The sequence below is a fragment of the Pseudomonas sp. C9 genome, assembly GCF_002000165.1.
Lineage (GTDB): Bacteria > Pseudomonadota > Gammaproteobacteria > Pseudomonadales > Pseudomonadaceae > Aquipseudomonas.
Genome location: NZ_MPAK01000001.1, coordinates 5,152,019 through 5,177,019, shown reverse-complemented (window position 1 = coordinate 5,177,019; position 25,001 = coordinate 5,152,019). Strand labels below are relative to the sequence as shown.

Genomic DNA, 25,001 nt, shown 5'->3' with positions numbered 1-25,001 from the left:
GACACCGATAACCGAAAAATAATCTTCTCGCGTCTAAAGTTGCTTCGCGGTCCGCCGACTTCTGCTGGTGAGCCAATCGACGAAGGACCGTGAGATGTTTTACCCCCGCGAAGCTGAAAAAGATCACCTGTACAACCGGGTGATCCTGCTGACCGTTGCCTGTTTAGTGGTGCTGCTCCTCGCCGGCATGGCCCGGCAAGAGGGCATGCTCTATGCCGCCATCCAGTTGGGCCCCATCGAGACCACCGGCACGGTGACGCAACTCGACGACATCCGCATGAACCGCGACGGCAAAGTGATCCACTACCGCTACACCGATCAAGACGACCAGGTGCACGACGATCAGTATGTCGACGAGCGCTACGCACAGAAAACCGCTTTTGAAACCGGCGGCAGCATCCCCCTGATCTATTCCCGCTGGCTACCGGGGCAAAGCAGCATTGCCCGTGAACTGAACGGCAACCGTCCGGGGTTTTACATCATGATGGGCGGGGTGTTACTGACGCTGTTGTTTTTGGGGATATCGTTCAGGACGCTGGGGCGCATTGCCCGGATGAAAGAGGAAGACCGGTTTTACTAGTCATCCCCGTCTCTACTCCGAAACCACCACCTGATTACGTCCACGCGCCTTGGCCCGATACAGCGCTTTGTCCGCGTTGTTCATCAAGCTTTGCAGATCGTTGTCGTGCATTTCCATTGCCGCGACACCGACGCTGGCCGATATGCGGTGAACGGGCCCGGACATTACCCCGCTGATCGACCGAATGAGCTGTTCGGCGATTTCAAGGGCAACCTCAATGGACGTGTCCGGCAGCAGGATCGCGAACTCCTCGCCACCCATCCTGCCGCAGACATCTGTATCGCGAAAACAGGTGCTGATCACGACGCCCATCTGTCGCAGCACTTGATCGCCAACCTGATGGCCATAGGTGTCATTGATGTGCTTGAAGTGATCCATATCCAGCATCACGGCGCACAGCGGCAACCGTTTTTTCTGGCAGTCATTTAACAATAGCTGCGCCCGCTCAAAAAATGCCCGGCGATTTTTCAGCCCGGTCAATTCATCGGTTTGTGCGGCATGCGTGGAAATGTGGTGCGCCTGCTCCATTTCACGGGTTAGACGAAACGCTGTTTCCAGGGCTTCGGACAGCTTGCGGGTCGCGCTGGCGACAAATGAGGCGAACACCAGGACGGCGAACGCCATCCCGACTTGCAGTGCCGACGGTTGAAACAATAGCCACGTGGTACACGGCAGCAGCACCAGGCCAATCGACGCCAGCGTCATGTAACGGTAGGACGAGTAACACGACACTGCGCTGACCGACATGCCGACGGCAAAAAGCATGACCAACGCCTGGGCCAGCAGGTCGTTTGCCGGCATGATCGCCAAAGCGCCTGCACCCCAGATACCGGCCGACAACATCAACGTCACCCAGTAAGTCCGCTCCCAGCGTTGCGGCGTGCGCTCATTGTCCGGGCTGCGAAAATAGGTGGCAAACATCAGGATGCGCAGCAGCGACGAGATACTCAGCAGGCCAATCCACCCGAACATGATGCGGTGATCAACACGCCCCCAGCACAGTCCGCACAGCATGATCGCGGCCAGGAAACTGCCGAACACCGCAGACACGGATTGGTGGAATAGCTGTCGCAAACGATCGCTGCGCACTTGCGCCGCGATAAAAAGCTCCTGGTCGTGCCTGAATCCTGGGCCACCCATTTGATCCGCCTGATCATGATGCTGCGACAAAAACCGATTGTGGCACCCTGCCACCCCGGCAAACAATCGAATCACACGCTCAAAGTGCAGCTGGCACGTTATTGCTGCGGCGCAACCATCTTGAACCGGATATTGATGTCGTCGGAAACGACGTTATCGGCATATTCACCCTCGCCGATCTTGAAGGCGCTGCGCTTGAGCGTTAACTCGCCGACGAAAATCCCGATGGCGTTGTGTGTCGTCAGCAAGACAGGGACTTTCACCTTACGAGTAATGCCTCTGAGTGTCAGGTTGCCGATGATTGTGTATTTGTTGTCGCCGAGCGCTTTCACACCGACTGATTCAAAGGTCGCCACGGGATACGCCGCGGTATTGAACCAGGCAGGTTTTTGCAGTTCAGCGTTGGCGTCATCGCTGCCGGCATTGATGCTGTCGAGCTGGATAGTGAGCGCCGCCTTGGCCGCTGCGGGTTTGGCAGTGTCGAAATCCAGCGACGCCTTGAACTTGCCAAACGTGCCGTACACCTTGGAGGCGAACTGGTTGTACGTGAAGGAGATGGTGCTGGCGGTCTGATTGACTTGGGTGTACTGGACCGCTTGGGCACAGGGCAAAAACCCAAAGATGAGCATGGCAGCCAGTACTGCAAGCCGCGGCAATCGAAACATTATGGGATTCTCCGGTCGTGGCCCCTGACTTGAGCCTGGCACCCGCACACATGGACCAGCGATAGAAGGACTAAAGCAAAGAACCACCGTTTATTCCACTTGTTGCGCAGTCTTCCGACCACCTGTCAGTTAATCCGATTCAGCGCCCGATACGCCCCTCCCAGCGGGTCTTTAATGAGGGTGGCACTCACCGTTTCGGGAAACAGACATGAAAATCGTCGTCATCGGAGGAACCGGCCTGATCGGCAGCAAGGTCTGCAAAAACCTGCAGGAACTGGGCCATGAAGCCTACGCAGCGTCACCGAGTACCGGGGTGAATGTCATCAGCGGCGAAGGGCTGACGCAGGCCCTGAAAGGCGCCGACGTGGTGGTCGACGTAGCGAACTCGCCCTCTTTCGAAGACCACGCCGCGTTGCATTTTTTTCAAACCGCCGGGCACAACCTGTTCGCGGCGGAGAAGCTCGACGGCGTCAAACATCATGTCGCCCTGTCCGTCGTCGGCACCGAGCGAATGCTCGACAGTGGTTACTTCCGCGCAAAAATGGCGCAGGAAACGCTGATCAAAAAGTCGGGAATTCCCTACACCATCCTGCGGGCCACTCAATTTTTCGAGTTCATCAGCGCCATCGCGTTCTCGGGTCGCGAGGACGGCGACACCATCCACTTGGCCTCGGCGGCGTTGCAACCGGTGGCCTCGATCGACGTCGCGGCGGTACTGACAGACATTGCCTTGCAAGCACCCGGTAATCAGACCGTGGAAGTGGCCGGGCCTGAGCGGCGGCCACTGGTTGAGTTTGTTGGCGAGTATTTGCAACACATCAAGGACCCGCGCCGAACCGTCGCGGATGTCACGGTGCCTTACTTCGGTGCGCCAATCGATGACCAGTCGCTGACGCCAGGCGAGCATCCGATTCTCGGCACGACCTGGTTTAAAATCTGGCTCAACACCTGAGCATCGTCATGCTTTTTGCCAGGCCCGTTGCAACAGCCGGATGACTTCGGCATCCGGGGTCTGGGAAAAATCCATGTACCAATGACCGATCGACATGAGCCACTCCGGGATCAGCGGGCAGATCAGCTCATCCACTTCACTGCGCAACGCCTCGACCGTCTCGGGTGGTCCCACCGGCACGGCGACCACGATACGAGCGGGCGAATGCACCCGCACGGCGTGGATCGCTGCCATCATAGAGGCGCCCGTCGCCAGGCCATCGTCGATCAGAATCACCACCTGATCCTTGAGCTGCACGGGCGGGCGCGCGCCCCGGTAAGCCTGCTCGCGCCGCAGCAGCTCCCGGGTTTCTCGTGCGACCACGGCATCGAACGTGTCCTTATCAATCGGGTGCACCCGCAATGCCTGTTCATTGAGAATCTGGATGCCGCCACTCGCGATCGCGCCCATGGCGAACTCTTCGTGGGACGGCACGCCGAGCTTGCGCACCAGCATCAGGTCGAGGCGAACGTCCAGCGCCGTGGCCACTTCATAGGCCACCGGCACGCCGCCCCGGGGCAATGCGAGGACGATGACGTCCGGGCGATGAGCGTAAGCGAGCAACGGCGCCACCAGACGCCGACCGGCCGCAACCCGGTCCTGCAAAACAGAGTGCGATGAGGGACTCATCTGAAAACCTCCTCAGGCGATCACGCCCGCCGGTTTCATCACGCAGTCCCCGAGAATTGTCGGCCTGACCATGGCCGACAGCAAGCGGTGCCGCTTACACCAACCGCTCGATCTTCTGATGCCGCCACACAAACCGGTAGTACGCCGTCTGCAACGCCAGCATCCCCAGGTACGCCACTGGAAACGCCATCCACACACCCTGCAAACCAAAGTGCCCGTCCAGCACATACGCTACCGGCAACTGCACCAGCACTACGCAAAAAATCGACACGGCCATCGGCACCAACACCGTACCGCTGGCGCGCATGATGCCGCCGACAATCGCCTGGAAACCAAACACCAACAGGCTCCAGAGCATGATGTGCAACAAGTGCTCGGCCATCGCCCGGGTGGAATCATCGGTCAGGAACAAGCCCAACAACCAGTGCGACAACACGTAACCCAACACCACCAAACCACCGGTCAGGCACACATTGATCAGCAGCCCCGTGCGCAAAATCGGCCCCATGCGATCGACACGCCCTGCCCCGATCGCCTGGGCGCCGAGGATCGACGCGGTGATCGCAATCGACAGCGCCGGGAACTGCACGTAATTGACGATCTGCGTCACCGCCCCGTACGCCGCCGTCGCCTGCGAGCCGTGCTGGTTCACCAGCGCCAGAATCACCAGCTCCGACACCGACAACACCACCATCTGCAAACCGGTCGGCAGGCCAATGCGCAGCACCTTGCCAAGAATCACCAGGTCCAGCTTCATCGCCGCAAACAACTCGCGATCCGGTGCCAAAGGATGCCCTTTGCGTATCAACCGCCACGCCAGCCACCCCATCGCCGACAAGTTACCCGTCAACCCGGCATACGCCGCACTCTGAATCCCCATCGGCGGCAACCCGAACCAACCGCGAATCAACGCCGGCGTCAGCGCCAACCCGATACACGTCGACACCACCAACGCAATCAGCGGCGACACCGTATCGCTGACCCCGCGCAGCAGTTGGGTGAACAGCACGTAAACCAACAGCGACGGCATGATCCACATCATCACGTGGGCATAGGCCACCGCGTCATCCAGTACATCCGCTGGCGTGCCCAACCCCTGCAAGGCGGGCCTGGCAAACACACTGCCCAACACCGCCGCCGACAGCCCGATCATGGCGCCCAGCAGCAAAGTAGTCGCAGCGATGGTTTTCACCAGATGCTGCTCACGGGCGCCCCACGCCTGACCGATGAGCACACTGGCACCCGCACCGAGGCCAATAACCAGCGCGATGAAGAAGAAAATGATGGGAAACATGCCAGAGACAGCAGCCAGGGCCTGGGTACCGAGCATCTGGCCGATGTAGATGCTGTTGACGGTGCCCGACATGGATTGCAGGAAATTCGACAGGACCATCGGGCCAAGGAAAAGCAGGTAGGTTTTCCAGAGCGGGGTGGATTGGGTGGGGGTTTGCATTGAGTATCCGTCTCGGATGGGCGCGCGCGGGTTTGGGGGATTCTACGCCAGGGCGATTAATCAGCTATACCGCTATTCACCCCCGCAGTTTTTCAACACAGGAGCTTGGCCATGAAGCTCGCACATGCACTTACCGCCCTATTGATCGCTGCCACCCTATTCGGCTGCACCACATCATCAAAACCGGTGGTGTCCGTTTCATTGGTTGCCACGCGGCAAAACACCGGTCAGATCGGCAATGTGACGTTGGCCGACTGGGACAATAAAACCGGACTCAGTTTCTTTATCAGCGGTGTTCCCAGCGGTGGCACCCTGCCCTTGCGTCTCTATACGTTCATTTATAAAGGCAGTTGCCAACACCCCGGGTCAGTGGCCTACGCCATGAACGATCAGGTCAACACCGAACGCCAGCCCATACGCGGCTGGACGCTTTCCAGAAGCGCACCTGTCGCCCTGTCGGTGCTGCTGGCGGGTGAGTATTCCATCGTCGTGCGAACGGCCGCGACCGATGGCAACGTTGATATCTTTTGTGGGGATATCAAACACGCTGGCGCGGCAAATCCTCCACAGTGACCGGTGATTGTTAGTCGTTTTAGCGATGAAAAAAATCTCCCGAGTGCTCGCGAGTTTCGATAGGCGTTTGAGTGACCTTAAATAAATGGCAGAAATTTTTTGTTTGCTACGCTTAGGGAGCGGCATCGAAGCCGAGGGTCTGTAGCCTGCAACGCAGGCGCTCACACTCAGGCATTGATCCACTCATTTCAAACCTGCCTGACCACATGGAGTTGCAATGCGCATTCCATTATTTCACGCGCTGTCAGCTGTCATTTTTTTGAGCGGATCGTTCTGCATAGCGCAGCCAGTGGATGCGGCCGTACCCGCGCCCGCTGCTGCTCCCGCAGCCGCCCCGGCAAACCCGCCCAGTGCGGCGCCCGCCGCGCCGCTGGCGAAAGATCCGGTGTTTACCCAGGAACAGCTGGATCAAATGCTGGCGCCCATTGCGCTTTATCCGGACCCGCTGCTGGCACAGGTGCTGATGGCCTCCACGTACCCCGGCGAAGTGGCCGAGGCGGTGACCTGGTCTAAAGCCAACCCGAAAGCCACGGGCGATGACGCGGTAAGACAAGTGGCAAACCAGCCGTGGGATCCGAGTGTTCAGGCGCTGGTCGCCTTCCCGCAGGTCCTGGTCACGCTGGGGCAGGATCCCGTCTGGGTACAACGCCTGGGTGATGCGTTCCTGGCGCAGCCCGACGATGTCATGGGGGCCGTGCAACGTTTACGGCATCAGGCGCAAACCGCAGGCAACCTGCAGAGCAACCAGTATCAGAACGTGACGATTCAGAACATTCCGCCATCGGCACCCGCCGTTGAATCAGCACCCGCTGCTGCGGCCCCCGCCTCGACCATCATCATCCAACCCGCAGACCCGCAGGTTGTGTACGTCCCCACCTATAACCCGACAACCACCTACGGCACCTGGCCGTATCCAGCCTCGCCGCCTGCGTACTATCCGCCGCCGCCAGCCTACTATCCCGGTCAGGCATTGATGGCCGGGCTGGCGTTTGGTACCGGTGTGGCGATCGTCGGTGCGTTGTGGGGTGAATGTGACTGGGGCAATAACGATGTCGACATCGATGTCGAACGCTACAACAACATCAATGGCAACAACCGGATCAACGTTAATCAGAACAAGTGGCAGCATAACTCCGCTCACCGCAATGGCGTGCCTTATCGAGACAACAGGAGCCGCGAACAGTATGGCCGCCAACTGAACGGCGCCAATCAGCGTTCGGCCTATCGAGGGGACAGTGCCCAGCGCGCCCAGGCGCGTGAAAACGCGCGCGGCTCAATGGACAGGGCCGGCATCGAACGCCCCGCCACCAGCAACCGTGAAGCACGTAATCAAATGCGCAAGGCCGAACCCGGTGTCTCGGCCGGCAATCGGATGCAAGCCAATGCGGACAGACCGAAAGCGGCTGACAGAGGTCAGGGTACGGCCAGAAACACCCGTGAAAATCAGCAACCGAGGAAACAAACCTCTGACGTGAAACAACGCGGACAAGGTAACGCGAAGGCGCGCCAAACCACGCAAAACCGCCCGGCCGCGACGACCACCAACAAGGGCGCTGCCCGCAACAATGCATTTGCCGGCACGCGCTCACCGTCCCAAATCAACGCACAAGCCAATCGTGGCCGGGCCAGCCAGGCTTCCGCCCAGCGCCCCAGTGCCTCGCGTTCCGCTGGCCACCAAGTCAGTCGGCCGTCCAGTCCACCATCTCGTCAAAGAAGTGGGGGGGGCCGCCGGTGAATTACCATTCTGGAGTGAAGGCACTCATGGGTTTATTCCTTCAGGCCTTGGCGCTGACCGCCGGCCTCTCGTGGTCGTTCATGGCGATGGCACAGCAAGAATTTCCAACGCCGGAAAAAGCCGCTCAAGCGTTCGTCGATGCACTGGGTACGAAACAAGCCGATCACAAACGGCTGGCAGAGTTGCTGGGTGAGCAATGGCGCAGTTTCATCCCTAGCCAAGGCGCGGAGCGCGAGGATGTCGATGCGTTCCTGAAGCTGTACCACGAGCAAAACACCATTGAAAAAAGCGGCGAGGACAAGGCGGTTCTGTCCGTCGGAACTAACCACTGGACTCTGCCTATACCCATTGTAAAAGGCGCAAGCGGTTGGCACTTCGACACCAAGGCCGGTGGTGCCGAAATTCGTGCACGTCGAATTGGCCGCAACGAACTCGCCGCGTTGCAGTCAGTGCGGGCCTATCACGACGCCCAGATGGACTATGCATCCGTGGACCGTGACGGCGACGGCGCACTTGAGTATGCAGAGAATATTTACAGCGCCCCCGGCAAGCACGACGGACTTTATTGGCGGGACGACAATAGCGGCCAGATCAGCCCGTTGGGTCTCCAGTTCGGCAAAACCATTGCGGGTGAACCGTGGCACGGTTATCACTTCCGCATCCTTCATAGCCAGGGCCCTTCAGCACCGGGTGGCGCCTACAGCTACCTCATCGGTGACAAGATGACCCGAGGCTTTGCACTGATCGCCTGGCCGGCGAAATACAACGATACCGGCGTCATGAGTTTCATGATCAGCCATGACGGGCAGGTATTCGAGAAAGACATGGGGCCCGACAGTGAACAGCTGGCGAAGGCGATGAAGAACTTTGATCCGGATGCCAGTTGGGAAGAGGTTCCGGACAATGAAGAGTAACAAGCACTACTGAGGCCCGATGCGAACCATCAGGAGACGGACGATGAGCAAACAACCTCAACCCCGTAGCCGCGCCAACCCGCAGCCCCGGTCCCGTCCGGTAGTGCCTGGCCTTCCTGGTAAAACCGGCAACAAGTCCGGGGGCGTGCGCGGCAACTATCCCCCCAAAAAATCGCAATGACCTCATTTTGAAGGCTGCGCTGACCAAAATCCTGCTCGGTCCCTTGCTGCTGATGCAGGGCATCTACACGCGCCGGGTAACGCCCAAGCTGCCGGAAGCAGAGGGCGAACGCCAAGGGATCACCGGCAGCGGCGATGCCTTGCGGTTGTTGATTGTCGGCGACAGCGCCGCCGCCGGGGTCGGTGCATCGACTCAGGAGGAAGCGCTCAGCGGCCAACTCGTCAGGCTATTGGCCAAAGATTACCGGGTCTGCTGGAAACTCTGGGCCAGGTCCGGTCTCGACACGCAAGCGCTGCTGGAGCTGCTTGAAGCACATTCGCCGGAACACTTCGATGTGGTGCTGTTGTCTATTGGCGTCAACGATGTCACCAGCACGTTGGCGACAGATCAGTGGATCGCCCGGCAACAACGGTTGATGAGCCTGTTGCGTAGCCAGTACGCGGCGAAGCTGATCGTGGTGTCCCCTCTTCCACCCATGCACCTGTTTCCCGCACTTCCACAACCGCTGCGCTGGTACCTGGGGCTGCGGGCCAGTGGATTCAACGCACACCTTGCCGACCTGGCCGGGCGAACGGAGGGATGCACACTGCTGACCACCCGGTTGGCCCCCGTGGCCGGTTCGATGGCGCGGGATGGTTTCCATCCGGGACCTGCGATATACAGTCAGTGGGCGCAGGATGCGGCGGTGGTCATTGACCAACAACGGCGCCAATCCGCGCCCCTCCATGTCGCAGAACACACAATAAAAATACAGGAGTAAAAATGTCCGAACTGAACCTGCACCCCAACGCCGCTGATTCCTTGAAGCAATGGCACGACATGATCCGCACGAGGGACTTGAGTACCCTGCCCGGTTTGCTGGACGCCAATGCTGTGTTCCGCTCGCCGATGGCGCACACGCCTTATCCGGGCGCGGCCGTGGTCTCGATGATTCTCAACACGGTCGTCAAGGTCTTTGAGGACTTTGCCTACCACCGCGAACTGTCGACGGCGGACGGGTTGAACGTCGTTCTGGAGTTCAGCGCCAAGGTTGGCGAAAAACAGATCAAGGGCATCGACATGATCCGGTTCAACGAACAGGGGAAAATCGTTGAGTTTGAGGTGATGGTCCGGCCCCTGAGCGGTTTGCAGGCCTTGGGCGAGCAAATGGGACAGCGCCTGGGTGCTTATCTGGCGGCCAGTAAAGGCTGATCGTTGGCGAGGCGTTGGGGTAATCGACAGCAAGCCCGGCCTGACACGCCGGGCTTTTTCGTGCGCAAAAAAATTCAGACCCCACTTAAAGCGGCTGCCGAACCTGTGTTACATAAGTCCTGATTGTGAATCCTGCGCCCAATGAGGTTTGCCCATGCTCCACGCCCTTCGCTTGCCGCAACTGCTGACCGCTGCCTTGCTCGGCTCACTCGCTTGCGGCGCCCAGGCCGGTACGCCATCGCCGGCACCTGCCAGCTTGTTACCGCTGCTGGAGACGATCAATGAGCGCTTGAACATTGCGGACCTCGTGGCACTGACCAAATGGGACAGTCGCAAACCGATCCAGGATACGGCCCGGGAAGCTCAGGTCATCGACAGTGCCAGGAAGACGGCCGAAAGCCAGAAACTGAACCCGCAGGACGTCGCCGACTTGATCGCCGCGCAGATCGAAGCCAACAAACTGGTGCAGTACGGCCTGCTCGCTCAATGGCGCGCGGCGGACAGGGCACCGGACACGCCTCGGCCGGACCTCGTCAATCAAATCAGGCCTCGGCTGGATGAGCTGCAAAACCGCCTGTTGCAGCAATACGCCGACTTCGTGCCCTATCGCAATGACCCCGACTGCCCGGACTGGCTGGGGATCGAGCGAGCGGGCCTGATCAAGGATCAACTGCATGGACAGGCTCTGATCCGCGCCACTGGCGAGTTGTGTGTCGTGGCTCAATGACCGGGTAACCGACGATTTGAGGCAACCATTGCTTGCGTCAATAGTCACCATTAACTCAATGAAGTTCTCTTAAAAAATCCGCGGCGTAACATCGGCTCCAGACCAAACAACTACACCCCGGAGCACACAATCATGAAACGCCAAACCCTTCTCAGCATCGCTTTCTCGGTTTTCGCAGTTAACGCTTTTGCCGCTGCCTCTGCTCAACCTGTCGTCGCTGAAGGCGGCTCGGATCGTCTGATTGAAAGCCGTGTGGCTGAAGGGGGTTCGGATCGTTTGATCGAGAATCGTGTTGCCGCTGATGGCTCCGACCGTTTGATCGAAAACCGCGTTGCCGCTGATGGCTCCGACCGTCTGATCGAAAACCGCGTCGCTGCTGATGGTTCCGACCGTCTGATGCAAAACCGCGTTGCCGAAGGTGGTTCCGACCGTCTGATCGAAAACCGCGTTGCCGCTGATGGTTCCGACCGTCTGATGCAAAACCGCGTTGCCGAAGGTGGCTCCGACCGTCTGATCGAAAGCCGCGCTGCATAAATGCGGGGTTCTACCGCGGTACTCAAAGAAAAGCCCGGCCTTATCAGCCGGGCTTTTTCGTGCACGAGACAAATCTCGCGTTCTGATCGTTCCCACGCTCTGCGTGGGAATGCAGCCCGGGGCGCTCCGCGTCCCTCCAAAGCCGAACGCGGAGCGTCCGTCGAGGCATTCCCACGCAGAGCGTAGGAACGATCCAACGATCCATAAATCCAAACCGATTACTGTTTGGTGCCCGGCAGCAGTTCGAAGTCTGGGGTAAACGGCGTCATGGCGGCCATCAACTGCTGGAAGGGTTTGTGATCGCCTTCGAGGGTGGCTTTACCACTCGCAACGAGTTGAGCAAGGCTGGTTTGCCTTGCCATCACACCTTCGAGCACAGCGCGATCAAGGGTAATTGTCAGATCAGGATGTTTGGCTTGCTGCCCCTTGATGTTAGTCAGGGTCGAATTGCTCAACTCCACCACAAACTCTTCCCCGTTGTCGGGCGTCTTGAGATTCATCACGAAGTGTTGGTCCGCGACTTTGCTGCCGTCCAGGGCGATGCCAAGGTACTCAAGCCACAACTCCGTGCTCATGCCACGGATCATGTCTGGCCCGGCGGTTTTTGGCGGTACGCCCTTGGGCATGCCATTGCGTAGTTCATTCGCAGCCGCAAGGAAACTGTTGCGTACACCGGCACTTTCCTTCTGATAGCCAACCTGTTCATAGACGTCCGCCAGCAAGTCCTTGGCCTGGGTGTTTTGTGGTTCGGCATACACCAGCTTATTGAGGATTTCGTATGCTTCGCGGTATTTGCCCTGATCGAACAAGGCCTTGCCCTTGGTCATGATCTTGTCTGCGCCCCCCATCATTTCCACATAGAGCGGCGCCGAATCCTTCGGTGACAGCGGCATCAGCGTGGCCGGGTTGGCATCCCAGTAACCCAGGTAGCGGTTGATTACGGCCCGGCTGTTGTGCTCTTCCGAACCGTGATAGCTATGAGTCGCCCAGTTGTTTTTAAGGCTGTCGGGCAACGTGTAGACGTTATGAATCTCGTTGATGGTGACGCCTTCGTTGGCAGCATGCAGTACGGCGTTGTTCAGGTTGGCGTAAGCATCGCGTTGTGCGCGCATGACGTCCTGAATTCGCTCATTGCCCCAACGTGGCCAACTGTGGGCGGCAAACATGACGTCGGCCTGTTGCCCGTAGCGATACAAGGCGTTGTTGATGTTCTTCGACCACACCAGCGGATCGCGAACCAGCGCACCGCGCAACGTGTAGATGTTATGGATCGTGCCGACAATATTTTCGGCGGCCCAGAACGCTTTGAATTGCGGAAACCAGGTGTTCATTTCCGCCGGGGCTTCGGTGCCGGGGGTGCTCTGGAATTCCATTTCTACACCGTCAATGGTCACGGTCTCGAAATCTTTTTCAATGTAGCGATTGGGCTCGATCAGGCCCATGTTGCCAATGGAGGCATTTTTACCAATCGCCATGTCGACATGGCCATTGGGGCTGTGCGGCAACATCAAACCATACTGGAAGTAGGCGCGGCGACTCATGGCATTACCGGCGTAGACGTTTTCCGCCACGGCATGCTCCATAAAACCTTTCGGGGCGATCAGCGGAACCTTGCCACTGCGGATATCCGCCTCATCGACGACACCGCGGATGCCGCCAAAATGGTCGGCATGGGAATGGGAAATGACGACCGCGACCACCGGGCGTTTGCCGATTTTTTCGTTGATGAAATCCAAGGCGGCCTTGGCGGTTTCCTTGGACATCAGGGTGTCGAAGACGATCCAGCCGGTATCGCCCTTGATGAAGGTGATGTTGGCCAGGTCAAAGCCGCGCACCTGATAGATCTTGTCCGGCACCACTTCGTACAAACCATAGGCCATGTTCAGTTCGGCCTGACGCTGCAAGGACGGGTTGATGCTGTCGTAATCCTTGCCGTCCAGAAGGAAGTCGTAGCTGCCCATGTTCCAGGCAACATTCCCGGCTTCGGCCATGATCTTTTTATAGGACGGTGCGGCGATGAAGCCTTTTTTCGCCTCTTCAAAATCGCGCTTGTCAGAAAACGGCAGTGACTTGCGCAGACCTTTTTGCAGTTCGACCGTGTAGGTGGAAGGCGGCTTGCCTTTGTTATCGAAATGGCCGTTTTGCGTCGTGGCCGGGACAGGACTTGCGCCGTTTGCATCGGCTGCAAAAACGCTGGGGCTGAAACTGCTGCCCAGCGTGATTGCCAGTGCCAGATGAAGGGTCTTGTTGTACATGAAATGTTCCTTCGCCTAAGGGGGGTCAAAGGCATGAATGCCAATGATTGCGCGGGGTTCCGTGTTCTGGATACGAGGTCAACTTGACCCGTCGGCGTATGAATAGCATATTGATCTGATTACGAAAAATTCCGTTTTGTCGATATTCGATAACATAAAGGTTATGTAATGACACCACGCCGTCTGCGCCAGTTTTTGGCATTGATCGAACACGCCCACTTTGGTCGGGCCGCCAAGGCGTTAGGGGTTTCGCAGCCGGCGCTGAGCAAAAGCATCCAGTTGCTGGAGAATGAACTCGGGGTCACGTTGTTCGACCGGCGCACGGAAGGCGTCGTGTTGACGGCGTTTGGTCAGTTGCTTCGGGAAAAGAGCCAGCGCCTGTTGATGGCGCAAGAGGATCTGGTTCGCGACATGGCCTTGCTGACAGGTGGCGATATCGGTGCGTTGAAAGTTGCGCTGGGCCCCTACCCCAGCATCAGCAGCGGGTATGCCAGCATCGCCCGATTGCATGCGCGGCATCCACACATCAAAGTCACGGCCCATGTCGCGGGCTGGCGTGACGTGGCCCTTCAGGTTGCCACCGGGGCGGTGGACCTGGGGATCGCCGAAATCAGTACGTTGCAAGGCCGGGAAGAATTCACCTGTGAACTGCTGGGTGAACATGAGGGGCGCCTGTTTTGCCGCCCCGGGCATCCGTTGCTCACGCAAAAGCGTTCGTTGAAGTTGGCGCAAACACTCGATTATCCGTGGGTGGCCTCGCGCATCCCGTTGCGGATCGCCAGCCATTTACTGCCCGCCACATTGGGCTGCGCCGGCACTTATGACGCAGTGAATGGCGATTTTGTACCGGCCATTGAAATAGATGTGCCGATGCAAATTACGGCGTTCGTAGAGAACAGTAATGCCTTGGCCTTAGGCAACTTATCAAGCTTTGAACAGGCGTTCAGGACGGGTGAGTTAGTACCCTTGCCCCTCCAAGACCTCGCACTACGCACCCATTACGGTTTCATCTACCTCAAGTCGCGCTCGCTACCTCCCGTTGTAGAGCTTTACATGAGGGAAGTGAGGGCGATGGAAGAAGAACTTCGTCAGCGTGAAAGCCTTTTAGCCAAGATATAGATGGCGTGAATTAAGGGTCGAAATTTACGACCACCCAACAACAGAGGGGACGATTGATAGCCGAACTTCTCCGAAAATAAGCGAATGGGAATGCAACGCCGTTTTAATGAGCTATACCCAATATTCCCCCTGCACTTATTCCATTACTGGAGATTGACAATGAATCACTGCACCCCCCTGGCAGCGGTACTGGTCATGGCAAGTCTCTTCGGCTGCACCAACTCCTCAAACCATTCAATGAACCTTCCTCTGGCGGCCACCCACCAAAATATGGGCCAGATCGGCAACACCACGTTGACCGCCGTAGGCGATAAGACCAACTTTGATTTCTACATCAGCGGCGTTCCAACCGGCACTAACTTGCCTCCGCGCATCTACACATTCGTCAATAAAGGCAGCTGCCAGCAACCAGGGCCAGTGGCCTATGCCATGAACGATAAGGTCAACACCGAGCGTAATTCAGGTACCAATGGCTGGATGTTTTACAGAAGCGCTCCAATCAAATTGCCAGACCTGCTTGCCGGCAAGTACTCCGTACTTGTGCGCACTGCGCCCGAAGATGGCAATGTCAATATTTTCTGTGGTGATGTGGCGCAGGCGAAACCATGAAGCAGCCATGGATTTTGTGAATCGGCTCATCGGGTGATTGCCTTGCTGTCTGGCGTATTCATGGAGGTCATGACGCGCCCGTCCAAAACATAGCAATCACCACGTCCAACCGGAAAAACCGCACTAGACTCCTTCCTGCGCCTTGAGTTGTGCATGGTCATGCAGTAAGGGGGAAATGATTCTGTACGCAGTACCAGGCTTATTACTCGGTGGTCAACGCACCAAGTGTCAATGTAGTTGTGCGCTAGTCAGCCGCCAACACAATGAAACAACGAGGATTGCTGGTATGGATAAGCTATCGGATCGCTTCAAGTTGTCTATCGCATTCGCCGCACTTATGTCACTGAACGGACTCGCCCACGCCGCTCAAACGGAAAAAACCAACATCCTGTTTATCGTCTCCGACGACACCGGTTACGGCGACCTCGGCCCCTATGGCGGTGGTGTCGGCCGGGGCATGCCGACGCCCAGCATCGATGAGCTGGCGGCAGAAGGCGTCACTTTTTACTCCTTTTATGCGCAACCCAGTTGCACGCCTGGCCGGGCAGCCATGCAAACCGGCCGCATCCCCAACCGTAGCGGCATGACCACCGTGGCCTTCCAGGGCCAGGGCGGCGGCTTGCCTGCCGCCGAATGGACGCTGGCATCGGTGCTGAAAACCGGTGGCTACGACACCTATTTCACCGGCAAATGGCACTTGGGTGAAGCCGACTATGCCCTGCCCAATGCACAAGGCTATGACGTGATGAAATACGTCGGCCTGTATCACCTCAATGCCTACACCTATGCCGACCCGACCTGGTTCCCCGACATGGACCCGGAAACCCGCGCGATGTTTCAAAAGGTGACCAAGGGCGCGTTGTCCGGCAAGGCGGGCGAAAAACCGGTCGAAGAATTCAAGATCAACGGCCAGTACGTCGACACGCCCGTCGTGGATGGTAAACCCGGCGTGGTCGGCATTCCGTTCTTTGACAACTATGTGGAAAAAGCCGCACTGGAGTTTCTCGACACCGCGGCCAAGTCGGACAAGCCGTTTTTCATCAACATCAACTTCATGAAAGTGCACCAGCCGAACTTGCCAGCACCGGAGTTCATTCATAAGTCCATGTCCAAGTCCAAGTACGCCGACTCTGTGGTCGAGCTCGATACCCACATCGGTCGCATCATGGACAAGCTCAAGGCACTTGGCATGGATAAGAACACGTTGGTGGTTTACACCACGGACAACGGGGCCTGGCAGGATGTTTATCCGGATGCCGGCTACACCCCGTTCCGAGGGACCAAAGGTACCGTGCGTGAGGGCGGTAACCGGGTACCGGCCATCGCCGTCTGGCCAGACAAGATCAAGCCGGACACGAAAAATCACGAGATTCTCGGTGGCCTGGATCTGATGGCGACGTTCGCTTCTGTTGCCGGCGTGAAACTGCCAGAGAAAGATCGTGAGGGTCAGCCGATCATCTTCGACAGTTACGACATGACGCCAGTTCTCACCGGCAACGGCCCCTCTCCGCGCAAAGAGTGGTTCTACTTCACCGAGAACGAATTGTCCCCGGGTGCGGCCCGTGTTGGAAACTATAAGGCCGTGTTCAACCTGCGGGGCGATGATGGCGCGCAAACCGGTGGTCTGGCGGTGGACTCCAACCTGGGCTGGAAAGGCGCCGTAAAATATGTGGCCACGGTGCCGCAAGTCTTTGACTTGTGGCAGGACCCGCAAGAGCGCTATGACCTGTTCATGAACAACTTTACTGAGCGTACCTGGACGATGGTGCCGATCAGCCAGGCGATATCCAAGCTCATGCAGACCTATGTCAAATACCCACCTCGCAAGATGCAAAGCATGACCTATGACGGACCGATCGAGTTGTCCCAGTATCAAAAATTCCAGTCGGTTCGCGAGGAATTGCAGAAAGAAGGCATTAACCTGCCAATGCCAGCCGGCAATTAGCTAGTCAGGCACGGCTGTTCATACATGGAAGGATAATCAGGGTGGCGCTTACTTTGGAAACAACAGCGTAAACGCCACCCTGAACCCCCAGCCCTCAGCGCCATCTTTCGGGCTGTCAGCCCAATAACGCGGTCCAACTTGCACGGTCATGGGTTGATGACCCACTTTGAACAACTGGGTGACTGACAGGTTGATCGGCACGGACCATTCACGGGTCTGCCAATCGTAGGTGGATTCGGTGTTGATGCCGAAGGTGGTGTAGGTGTGGGTGGTGTAGCTGAAAAACGGTTGCAGGAACGTCGCGTTGACCTTTTCCTTGTCATCGGGCGGGCTGTTTTCCAGTGACCAGATGTGATTGGCCAATATTCCGCGGGTCCAGCCATTGCTCTGTTTTAGGAGCACCACCGTAGGGCCTAACCCCCATTGCTCATTGCTCAAAAGATCATTGCTGCCGGTCGGCACCAGAATGGCCGGTCCCACCCCCCATATCCAGCCATTCGCGGTTGGTTTTTGGGGTGAGAAAAAGAAGCTCTGGGTCACATCACCGGTTCCGGATTTATCTGCCTGCCCGCCAGGCACCAGGCCATGCTGATCAATGATCGGCAGGATGGTTCGCGATATCAGGTTCCACTCGTCATTGAGTCTGAATGGCAGCACCGGCTGGATGTTGGTGACGCTTTGGTAACCCTCGCCGCTCGGGCCGAGTTTCTGGTTCCAGTTGTACTGAATGGGTAGGCTGTACAGCGCGGCCACGGGATTCAGTGTTTGCTTGGCCAGTTCGGCCTGACTATCGTCAGGGAAACCGGTTTGTGGCCAAACCACCACACACGCCAGAACAGGAGCCAGTTGAAAGCGTTTATTCATCAGAACCTCATATCAGAAATCGGGAACAGACCTCTCCCCAATCAAGGTGAATGACCTGTAACCCAATTAGCTTAGTTGAGATTTTTCTGAGTGTTTTTGCGACGCGTGACGCTCGCGTTCCATCTTTATTCAGCGTGGGCACGAGCGTTACGGCGCGCTGTCAGGTCGTGCGTTGATTCACCAGCACCCGGAACGCGGCCACCCTTTGATCATCGCACGCTGATATCCCTCCTCCTCTATTGATCGAGGAGGCCACCGTCTACCAAGGAAAAACGATGCGGCTTCTGTTGCTCTGCCTGTTCAGCCTGCTGGCTGCCTGCCAATCCCATCACGTCTCGCCGCCCCCGGCGCCCATCGCCCCGCAAGGACGGGACCATGCCGACCTTGGCGTCATCCGCGAACTCGCCACCGGTCGAACGCTGACACCACAGGAACTGGTCGAACGTCTCGCCGTTGCGCCGCGTGTGCTGGTCGGCGAACAGCATGACAATCCGGATCACCACGCCCTGCAATTGTGGCTGTTGCGTGAACTGGCGATTCAACGCCCTCAGGGCAGCCTGCTGATGGAAATGCTCAATCCCGATCAGCAAACCAGGGTCGACGCGGCGCAAACCGCCACCCGTGCCGGACAACCACCGGCCGACGCGTTCAAGGCGCTGGCCTGGCAGGCTAATTGGGACTGGAGCGTCTACGGCGTGCTGGTCACTTACGCGCTGCGCCAACCCTATCCGCTGCTGGCGGCCAACCTGGACAGGGCGCAAATCATGCAAATCTACAAACAGCGCCCGGCACTCACGGGTACAGCGTCCACCACGAAAGCCGTGCAAGCCACCTTGCTTGCGAATATCAGAGAGTCCCATTGCGGATTGCTGCCTGAAGCGCAAATGCCCGCGATGCTCGCCGTGCAACAGCAGCGTGACCGACGCATGGCCGAACACCTGATGGCTGCACCGACACCGGCGCTGTTACTGGCCGGGGCTTTCCATGTGCGCAAGGATCTGGGCGTGCCACTGCACCTGACGGACCTCGACGCTGGCGAAGGCAACGCGGTGCTGATCCTGGCTGAAGCGGGCAAGACGGTGACCGTCGAGCAAGCGGATTACGTGTGGTATAGCGCTGCACAACCGGAACAGGACTATTGCGCGACGTTGCGCCGTTGAAGATCGGCTAGCGTCAGGCACAAGCCTGGCCGCCCGTCGACCAGCGAGGGGCTCCGTGGACTACTCCTCGAAACGCCCGGCGGCCTCACGGTCGTGCTCATATCGCCGCGTATGCGCAAACACCGGCAACCAGGACTCGCGCCGAACGGTCCAGCTTTCGTAGGTTGGCGGCAGTTGGTCAGGGGCATCCAGGGAACCCAGGTTGACTTCGACCTCGTCGGCGGTGCGGGCGAAAACAGACGAACCGCAGCGAGGGCAGAAAAACCTCCCGGCGTAATCGCGCGTTTCGCCCTCGATCGTCACCGCCTCCTGAGGGAATATCGCGCAGGCATTAAAAAGCGCCCCATGATGCTTGCGGCAATCGAGGCAGTGACAAAGGCCCACCCGGTAGGGGCGCCCTGAAGCCACAATTCTGACGTTGCCGCACAGGCAACCACCGGTGAATCGTTCCATGTTGCACCTCCTCGTCAATCAAGCGGTTGGAACGGCCCTTTAAAAATAGCAGCGATCCAGTCTGGGGCCGCTTCACGACTTTTCAGCGTTTTTCATCGAATCGATCCCACTGAATCAGGTGTTTTCACAGCACCGGAGCAGGCGTGGCGGTTTACTGCAGACCTAAGCTTCCGGCGCGTGTCCGGAGCGGTTGTCGCAGGAGAGCCCATGAGTCTGGAACGTCTGAGCAAACTCATTTCGGCAGGATTTGGCATGGCGGTGATTGCTTGCCTGCTGACCCTGTCACTGGATGAGTATTACGGTGCCCAAGCCGCGCGCGCCACGGATCGACGGCACCAGACCATCACCACCGTTGCCCGAATGGCGACCCTCAACCGTGAACTGACCCAACTGGCGCGCCTGTATGTCGGCACGGGCGACGAGCTGTTTCTCACCCAATACAACGAAAAGTGGCAAAAAGGCCGGACTTTCCACGACACCAAACTGGAGCTTCAAGCCGTCGGACTGAATGATCAGGAAGCCCGATTGCTGGCGACGGTCGAGGACATGGATCTCAGGCAAACGAGCATGGAGCGCCTTGCGATGAAACAAAGTTTTCATCGAGGCGGTCCGACACAGCTTGCAAGCACCACTTACATCAATACCGAGTGGAATTTTGCCGACGCGCTGAATCAACTGACCACCTCGACGACCCAACGTTTTAATAGCGACTTCGAGGCCGCGCGAAACAAAGCCCAGTTGGCCAGCCACATCAATGTCTTGATGCAATTGATCACATTGGGCGCAGGTCTATTGGCATTTCTGGTGGTCCTGCGTCGCCAGTTGATGATCCCGTTGTTGCGTCTTTCCGAGCGCATGCGCCGCCTGCACGCCGGCGAAGCGCTTGGTGAGCCGGCGCAGCGCCAGGGGCTTGCTGAAGTGGTGGCGCTGGCCGAGGCATTCGATGCCTATGTCGACGTCAATGAAGAGCTGCACCGACAGCACTGGGTCAAGGGGCACCTCGGCGAGCTGGTCCAAGCGTTGCAGTTGTGCACCAGTCGGGAGGCATTCGCCGCAACGTTGCAGCAAAAGCTGGGCGAGTGCCTGGGTTGCAAGGCGGTTTTGCTATTCGATGCTGAGGCCTTCGACATGCCGGCAGGCCACTTGCACTACAGCTTGCCACTGCAACAGGACGGGCAGCAGCTGGCGAGCCTTGAACTCGATTTCGCCCATCGCCCGGATTGCGCTCAGCTCCAGTTGCTCGACACCCTGCCCAACCGACTCGCCACGCTCCTGAATGCGCTGGATCAGAGCACGCACAATCAGCGATTGCTGCACCAGGCCCACCTGCAGGCCCGGCTGCTGGAGCGCCAGGCGCTGATTCTGCAACAACGCCAACAGTCGCTGGAAGCCACTGAGGGCTGGTATCGCAGCATCGTCGAGTTTGCCCCCAAAGCACTGCTGGTGTTCGACGAGGGCGGCGTGATCCTCGCCAACCAGGAAAGCGAAGCAACCTTTGGTTATGCCCCCGGCACCTTGCTTGGCCAGAGTTACCGCGCGCTGGTGCCGGACAGCCAGCTCGAGACCGTTGATCGCATGCTTGAGCGAGTGCACCTGAACAAGGTGCTCGACACCGCCGAGGTGATTGCGCGACGAGCCGATGGCAGTGAGTTTCCCGCTGAATTGCGCCTGTGCCTGCTGCCCGTGCGCGAGGATCGTGGGCAATGCCTGTGCATTGCGATACGCGATCTCAGCCAGCGTAAAGCCGAAGAGCGCTGCCTGCGTGAAGCGCATGAGCAGCAGCAGGCCATTGTCGGCTCGGCGCCCTATGGCATTGCACTCGTACAGGGTGGATTGATCGCACAGGCCAATTCGCGTCTGGATGAATTGCTGGGTTACGCACCCGGTGAGCAACTGCAGCGTTCCCCGCTGATCTGGCTGGATCAGGTCATTTCGGCGCAAACAGTGCAGACACTGGAAGCACAGATTCGCGAGGCGCTGGACCGTGGCGAAATCTATCAGCAGCAGCTGCAACTGCGTCGCAAGGACGCCCGATGCTTCTGGGCCAGCGTCAGTGCGCGAGCCATCACGTCCGCAAACAACTCCCGAGGCTCGATCTGGATCATCGAAGACATTTCTGCCCAGCACGCCGCGGCGAACGAGATGCAGCAGGCGCGGCAACTGGCCGAGGACAGTGCGCGTATCAAGGCTGAGTTCCTGGCCAACATGAGTCACGAGATTCGCACGCCGATGAACGCCATCATTGGCATGACACACCTGACCTTGAGGACGGAGCTGAACGAATCTCAGCGCGACTACTTGAACAAGGTACAGAGCTCCAGCCGCCATTTGCTGGGCGTGCTTGACGATATTCTGGATTTTTCCAAAATCGAGGCCGGCAAGCTTCAACTGGAGGTCCGCGACTTCAGCCTGACCCAACTGCTGGAGGAAGCCCTTGACCAGGTACGTGCGCGTATTGCCGATAAAGGCCTGGATGTGCGGCTCAACATGGGGGCGGACGTACCCGATCGCGTGTGTGGCGATCCGCTGCGACTGCGGCAGATATTACTCAACTACCTGAGTAATGCGGTGAAATTCACCGAACGCGGGCAGATCCGTATTGAAGTAAGTCTGCGCCAGGCCGCCGCCGATGACGCCTTGCTTTGCTTCAGCGTGAGCGATACCGGCATCGGCCTGTCGTCCGAGCAGTTGAAACACATGTTCCAGAGCTTCCAGCAGGCCGATGCCTCCACCACACGACGCTTTGGTGGCACGGGCCTGGGGCTGGCCATCGCCAAACAGCTGTCCGAGTTGATGGGCGGTCAGGTGGGTGTTCAGAGCGTGCTGGGGGAAGGCAGTCATTTCTGGTTTGAGGTGCGCCTGTTGTTGGCCCGCAACACGGTCATTGAAGGCCTGTGCGCAGCGGAGCATCACAGCGACTGGCAGGCGACCGAAGGGACCCGCGTTTTACTGGTGGAAGACAACGAGTTAAACCAGCAAGTGGCCACCGAATTTCTGCGGGCGGCCGGTTGTCGGGTCGAAATCGCGACGGATGGCCGCCAGGCGCTGGATCGATTGGCCGAGGAGCGCTACGACCTGGTGTTCATGGACATGCAGATGCCGGTGCTCGATGGTCTGACGGCCACCCGCCTGCTGCGTCGGTTGCCCGGCATGGACACACTGCCCGTCATTGCCATTACCGCCAATGCGAGCCAGCGTGATCAAGACGCTTGTCTGGCAGCCGGCATGAATGACTTTGTCAGCAAACCCTTCGAACCGCAGACGCTCTACGCGGTGTTGCGTCGCTGGCAGCCTGAGACATCGGTCCAGCCTGCGTGCGAGGCGGAGCTGGCGCCGCTGGCAACGCAGAGTTGCGCCGAGGCGAGCTTCAAACTGGACGGCGTGGACACGGTTGCGGGCCTGCGACGGGTACTGGGCCGGCACACTCTGTATGCGAATTTGCTGCGCAGTTACCAGACCCACCAGAGCCACTTGCTCAAGCAGTTACGCACGGCGTTGATGCAGGGTGACCTGGCTAAAGCCGAACTGTTGGCCCATAGCTGCAAAGGCGTGTCAGCGACCATCGGTGCCGACATCGTCGCGCAGGCGGCAAACGAGTTGGAGCAAGCACTTCGCACAAAGCGCCCCAATGAAGCGCTGCAAATCGCTCTTCAGGCATTGTCTGAACCCTTGGAAGCCCTGCTGGGGCAAATGCGGGAGCGGTTGCCCGGTGAAATCGAGACGGCACCGACAGCGGTCGACTACGTCGAGTTACGACGGATCTGCCGACATCTCGAAACCCTGCTGAGTGATTTTGATGCGCAGGCAGTGCCCTATTTGTCCTCAAATGCGGGTGTATTGCGAGGCGCGTTCGCGCAACGCTTCCAGCCACTGGACGACGCGGTGAAACGTTTCGATTTTGAGCGGGCGCAGGTCTGTCTGAAGGAGGCGATGCAGGCGGTGGAACCCGCGCAATGAACGAATAGAAACGCTGAGGCAACGCGCACTTCATGACCTCATAAGCAGGCTGTTCAGAAGTTTTCAGCGTTTTTCAGCACCCGGCGGAAAAGGCTCAGTCCATTTCAGAGCAGAGGTGCAAGTGGCATGCGTTACTGAAAGTACTTTATCGACACATCCGTGACTGCCGTCACAAGGAAACCCCGTGAACAGCTCAACCCAAAGACCCATCGTGCTGGTGGTCGACGATGTGCCGGCCAATCTGCAGCTGATCAGTGAGCTGTTGCGTGAGCTTTATCACGTACGAATTGCTACCAGCGGTGCCCAGGCCTTGAAGATCGTCGATCGGACAATACCCGACCTGATTCTGCTGGATGTGATGATGCCCGAAATGGATGGCTATGAGGTTTGTCGTCGTCTCCAGCAAAATCCGCAGACACGTGATGTGCCGGTGATGTTTCTGAGCGCCAGGATTCAGCATGAGGATGAGTGCCAGGGTTTCGCACTGGGAGCTGCCGACTATCTGTTCAAGCCGATCAATCCGGCCATTCTGCTGGCGCGGGTGCATACACAGTTGCGCCTCAAGGCGACGACGGACCTGTTGCGTTCGCACAATGCCTACCTCGACCAGGAAGTCCTGGCGCGAACCCGTGAGCTGCAGGCCACCCATGACGTGACCATCCTGGCCCTTGCCTCGCTGGCCGAGACTCGCGACAACGAGACAGGCAACCACCTGCGGCGCACACAGCACTATGTTCGGCTACTGGCAGAAAAATTAAGCGATCACCCGCGATTCAGCGTGCATCTAGATGATCAAAGCATTGAGCTGATGTTCAAGTCGGCGCCGCTGCACGATATCGGCAAGGTCGGTATTGCAGACCATATCCTGCTCAAACCGGGGCGCTTTGAACCTGCCGAGTTCGAAATCATGAAGACCCACGCCCAGCTGGGTTACCAGGCCCTGGTACATGCCGAGGAACTGTTGGGCGCGCAAGTGCCGTTCCTGCGTATCGCCAAGGAAATTGCCCTGTGCCACCACGAAAAATGGGATGGCAGCGGTTATCCCAATGGCCTGGCCGGTGACGCCATTCCTGTCAGCGCCCGCTTGATGGCGGTTGCCGATGTCTACGACGCGGTCATCAGCCGACGGGTATACAAGTCGCAGATGTGCCACGAGAAGGCATTCGCGATCATCTGCGAGGGTGCCGGACGGCATTTTGATCCGGATGTGGTGGCCGCCTTCATCGACCTGGAAAAAGAGTTTGAGCGGATCGCCGAGCGCTATGCCGACGCCCCTGCCGAGGATGCCCTTGAGGCCTTGGCCGGGTAGACCACTGGCAAACAAC

At 58.4% G+C, this 25,001-nt stretch carries 22 protein-coding genes; 15 read left to right on the top strand and 7 right to left on the bottom strand.

What is annotated here, in order from left to right; genetic code table 11:
- Positions 1-94: 94 nt before the first annotated feature.
- Entirely contained in the window at positions 95-580 is a 486-nt protein-coding gene (locus BMS17_RS24240) for a DUF3592 domain-containing protein (RefSeq protein WP_046030355.1), read from the top strand.
- A 12-nt stretch (positions 581-592) separates the two neighbouring features.
- Here the strand turns inward: BMS17_RS24240 and BMS17_RS24235 are convergent, their stop codons facing one another.
- Together BMS17_RS24235 and BMS17_RS24230 are read right to left on the bottom strand one after the other, a co-directional pair.
- Complete coding sequence (locus tag BMS17_RS24235) at positions 593-1,720, bottom strand: diguanylate cyclase (protein ID WP_046030358.1); 1,128 nt, start codon at positions 1,718-1,720, stop codon at positions 593-595.
- Between the two features lie 98 nt (positions 1,721-1,818).
- On the bottom strand, positions 1,819-2,388 hold the full coding sequence (locus BMS17_RS24230; protein ID WP_139348147.1) for a YceI family protein: 570 nt from the start codon (positions 2,386-2,388) through the stop codon (positions 1,819-1,821).
- Between the two features lie 205 nt (positions 2,389-2,593).
- Between BMS17_RS24230 and BMS17_RS24225 the strand changes: the two genes are divergently transcribed.
- Complete coding sequence (locus BMS17_RS24225) at positions 2,594-3,337, top strand: SDR family oxidoreductase (protein WP_046030360.1); 744 nt, start codon at positions 2,594-2,596, stop codon at positions 3,335-3,337.
- A 6-nt stretch (positions 3,338-3,343) separates the two neighbouring features.
- On the opposite strand, the gene BMS17_RS24220 is transcribed toward BMS17_RS24225, so the two are convergent.
- Entirely contained in the window at positions 3,344-4,006 is a 663-nt protein-coding gene (locus BMS17_RS24220) for a phosphoribosyltransferase (protein WP_046030362.1), read from the bottom strand.
- A gap of 94 nt (positions 4,007-4,100) precedes the next feature.
- Complete coding sequence (locus BMS17_RS24215; protein WP_077431943.1) at positions 4,101-5,459, bottom strand: MATE family efflux transporter; 1,359 nt, start codon at positions 5,457-5,459, stop codon at positions 4,101-4,103.
- Between the two features lie 111 nt (positions 5,460-5,570).
- Between BMS17_RS24215 and BMS17_RS24210 the strand changes: the two genes are divergently transcribed.
- The 7 genes from BMS17_RS24210 to BMS17_RS24180 all read left to right on the top strand — a co-directional run bounded on the left by BMS17_RS24210 (position 5,571) and on the right by BMS17_RS24180 (position 11,314).
- A complete protein-coding gene (locus BMS17_RS24210; RefSeq protein ID WP_046030365.1) occupies positions 5,571-6,032 on the top strand; it encodes a hypothetical protein in 462 nt (153 codons plus the stop codon).
- A gap of 217 nt (positions 6,033-6,249) precedes the next feature.
- On the top strand, positions 6,250-7,767 hold the full coding sequence (locus BMS17_RS24205) for a DUF3300 domain-containing protein (RefSeq protein WP_046030366.1): 1,518 nt from the start codon (positions 6,250-6,252) through the stop codon (positions 7,765-7,767).
- Between the two features lie 26 nt (positions 7,768-7,793).
- On the top strand, positions 7,794-8,681 hold the full coding sequence (locus BMS17_RS24200) for a DUF2950 domain-containing protein (RefSeq protein ID WP_046030369.1): 888 nt from the start codon (positions 7,794-7,796) through the stop codon (positions 8,679-8,681).
- A 233-nt stretch (positions 8,682-8,914) separates the two neighbouring features.
- Complete coding sequence (locus BMS17_RS24195; protein ID WP_046030586.1) at positions 8,915-9,622, top strand: SGNH/GDSL hydrolase family protein; 708 nt, start codon at positions 8,915-8,917, stop codon at positions 9,620-9,622.
- A 2-nt stretch (positions 9,623-9,624) separates the two neighbouring features.
- Positions 9,625-10,053, top strand: coding sequence for a nuclear transport factor 2 family protein (locus BMS17_RS24190; protein WP_046030371.1), 429 nt, complete (start codon positions 9,625-9,627; stop codon positions 10,051-10,053).
- 154 nt (positions 10,054-10,207) lie between these two features.
- Positions 10,208-10,780, top strand: coding sequence for a chorismate mutase (locus BMS17_RS24185; RefSeq protein ID WP_077431942.1), 573 nt, complete (start codon positions 10,208-10,210; stop codon positions 10,778-10,780).
- A gap of 132 nt (positions 10,781-10,912) precedes the next feature.
- Positions 10,913-11,314, top strand: a complete 402-nt coding sequence (locus BMS17_RS24180; protein WP_077431941.1) for a hypothetical protein — start codon at positions 10,913-10,915, stop codon at positions 11,312-11,314.
- Between the two features lie 218 nt (positions 11,315-11,532).
- On the opposite strand, the gene BMS17_RS24175 is transcribed toward BMS17_RS24180, so the two are convergent.
- On the bottom strand, positions 11,533-13,569 hold the full coding sequence (locus BMS17_RS24175) for an alkyl/aryl-sulfatase (protein ID WP_077431940.1): 2,037 nt from the start codon (positions 13,567-13,569) through the stop codon (positions 11,533-11,535).
- Positions 13,570-13,737: 168 nt separating this feature from the next.
- Between BMS17_RS24175 and BMS17_RS24170 the strand changes: the two genes are divergently transcribed.
- From BMS17_RS24170 to BMS17_RS24160, 3 genes are all read left to right on the top strand, one after another.
- Positions 13,738-14,688: a LysR family transcriptional regulator gene (locus tag BMS17_RS24170; RefSeq protein WP_046030383.1), complete on the top strand. Its 951-nt coding sequence runs from the start codon at positions 13,738-13,740 to the stop codon at positions 14,686-14,688.
- A 159-nt stretch (positions 14,689-14,847) separates the two neighbouring features.
- Complete coding sequence (locus BMS17_RS24165; RefSeq protein WP_046030385.1) at positions 14,848-15,297, top strand: hypothetical protein; 450 nt, start codon at positions 14,848-14,850, stop codon at positions 15,295-15,297.
- Between the two features lie 286 nt (positions 15,298-15,583).
- Positions 15,584-17,242, top strand: coding sequence for an arylsulfatase (locus BMS17_RS24160; RefSeq protein WP_046030386.1), 1,659 nt, complete (start codon positions 15,584-15,586; stop codon positions 17,240-17,242).
- A gap of 48 nt (positions 17,243-17,290) precedes the next feature.
- Here the strand turns inward: BMS17_RS24160 and BMS17_RS24155 are convergent, their stop codons facing one another.
- On the bottom strand, positions 17,291-18,106 hold the full coding sequence (locus tag BMS17_RS24155) for a hypothetical protein (protein WP_077431939.1): 816 nt from the start codon (positions 18,104-18,106) through the stop codon (positions 17,291-17,293).
- A 275-nt stretch (positions 18,107-18,381) separates the two neighbouring features.
- On the opposite strand from BMS17_RS24155, the gene BMS17_RS24150 reads away from it, so the two are divergent.
- On the top strand, positions 18,382-19,266 hold the full coding sequence (locus BMS17_RS24150) for a ChaN family lipoprotein (RefSeq protein WP_077431938.1): 885 nt from the start codon (positions 18,382-18,384) through the stop codon (positions 19,264-19,266).
- Between the two features lie 60 nt (positions 19,267-19,326).
- Here BMS17_RS24150 and BMS17_RS24145 read toward each other — a convergent pair whose 3' ends face one another.
- Positions 19,327-19,719 carry a GFA family protein gene (locus tag BMS17_RS24145; RefSeq protein ID WP_077431937.1) on the bottom strand — a complete coding sequence of 131 codons (393 nt, stop codon included), beginning with the start codon at positions 19,717-19,719 and terminating at the stop codon, positions 19,327-19,329.
- A 207-nt stretch (positions 19,720-19,926) separates the two neighbouring features.
- On the opposite strand from BMS17_RS24145, the gene BMS17_RS24140 reads away from it, so the two are divergent.
- Both BMS17_RS24140 and BMS17_RS24135 read left to right on the top strand, forming a co-directional pair.
- Complete coding sequence (locus BMS17_RS24140; protein WP_077431936.1) at positions 19,927-23,676, top strand: response regulator; 3,750 nt, start codon at positions 19,927-19,929, stop codon at positions 23,674-23,676.
- Between the two features lie 184 nt (positions 23,677-23,860).
- Positions 23,861-24,985, top strand: a complete 1,125-nt coding sequence (locus BMS17_RS24135) for a two-component system response regulator (RefSeq protein ID WP_046030393.1) — start codon at positions 23,861-23,863, stop codon at positions 24,983-24,985.
- The last annotated feature ends 16 nt before the right edge of the window (positions 24,986-25,001 follow it).

Bases quoted from the DNA above. Each gene is read 5' to 3' on its own strand.
- BMS17_RS24190 (WP_046030371.1), top strand. From the start codon at position 9,625: ATGTCCGAACTGAACCTGCACCCCAACGCCGCTGATTCCTTGAAGCAA.
- BMS17_RS24205 (WP_046030366.1), top strand. From the start codon at position 6,250: ATGCGCATTCCATTATTTCACGCGCTGTCAGCTGTCATTTTTTTGAGC.
- BMS17_RS24175 (WP_077431940.1), bottom strand. From the start codon at position 13,569: ATGTACAACAAGACCCTTCATCTGGCACTGGCAATCACGCTGGGCAGC.
- BMS17_RS24210 (WP_046030365.1), top strand. From the start codon at position 5,571: ATGAAGCTCGCACATGCACTTACCGCCCTATTGATCGCTGCCACCCTA.
- BMS17_RS24170 (WP_046030383.1), top strand. From the start codon at position 13,738: ATGACACCACGCCGTCTGCGCCAGTTTTTGGCATTGATCGAACACGCC.
- BMS17_RS24160 (WP_046030386.1), top strand. From the start codon at position 15,584: ATGGATAAGCTATCGGATCGCTTCAAGTTGTCTATCGCATTCGCCGCA.
- BMS17_RS24150 (WP_077431938.1), top strand. From the start codon at position 18,382: ATGCGGCTTCTGTTGCTCTGCCTGTTCAGCCTGCTGGCTGCCTGCCAA.
- BMS17_RS24240 (WP_046030355.1), top strand. From the start codon at position 95: ATGTTTTACCCCCGCGAAGCTGAAAAAGATCACCTGTACAACCGGGTG.
- BMS17_RS24185 (WP_077431942.1), top strand. From the start codon at position 10,208: ATGCTCCACGCCCTTCGCTTGCCGCAACTGCTGACCGCTGCCTTGCTC.
- BMS17_RS24145 (WP_077431937.1), bottom strand. From the start codon at position 19,719: ATGGAACGATTCACCGGTGGTTGCCTGTGCGGCAACGTCAGAATTGTG.
- BMS17_RS24180 (WP_077431941.1), top strand. From the start codon at position 10,913: ATGAAACGCCAAACCCTTCTCAGCATCGCTTTCTCGGTTTTCGCAGTT.
- BMS17_RS24140 (WP_077431936.1), top strand. From the start codon at position 19,927: ATGAGTCTGGAACGTCTGAGCAAACTCATTTCGGCAGGATTTGGCATG.
- BMS17_RS24200 (WP_046030369.1), top strand. From the start codon at position 7,794: ATGGGTTTATTCCTTCAGGCCTTGGCGCTGACCGCCGGCCTCTCGTGG.
- BMS17_RS24235 (WP_046030358.1), bottom strand. From the start codon at position 1,720: ATGGGTGGCCCAGGATTCAGGCACGACCAGGAGCTTTTTATCGCGGCG.
- BMS17_RS24165 (WP_046030385.1), top strand. From the start codon at position 14,848: ATGAATCACTGCACCCCCCTGGCAGCGGTACTGGTCATGGCAAGTCTC.
- BMS17_RS24215 (WP_077431943.1), bottom strand. From the start codon at position 5,459: ATGCAAACCCCCACCCAATCCACCCCGCTCTGGAAAACCTACCTGCTT.
- BMS17_RS24220 (WP_046030362.1), bottom strand. From the start codon at position 4,006: ATGAGTCCCTCATCGCACTCTGTTTTGCAGGACCGGGTTGCGGCCGGT.
- BMS17_RS24155 (WP_077431939.1), bottom strand. From the start codon at position 18,106: ATGAATAAACGCTTTCAACTGGCTCCTGTTCTGGCGTGTGTGGTGGTT.
- BMS17_RS24195 (WP_046030586.1), top strand. From the start codon at position 8,915: ATGCAGGGCATCTACACGCGCCGGGTAACGCCCAAGCTGCCGGAAGCA.
- BMS17_RS24225 (WP_046030360.1), top strand. From the start codon at position 2,594: ATGAAAATCGTCGTCATCGGAGGAACCGGCCTGATCGGCAGCAAGGTC.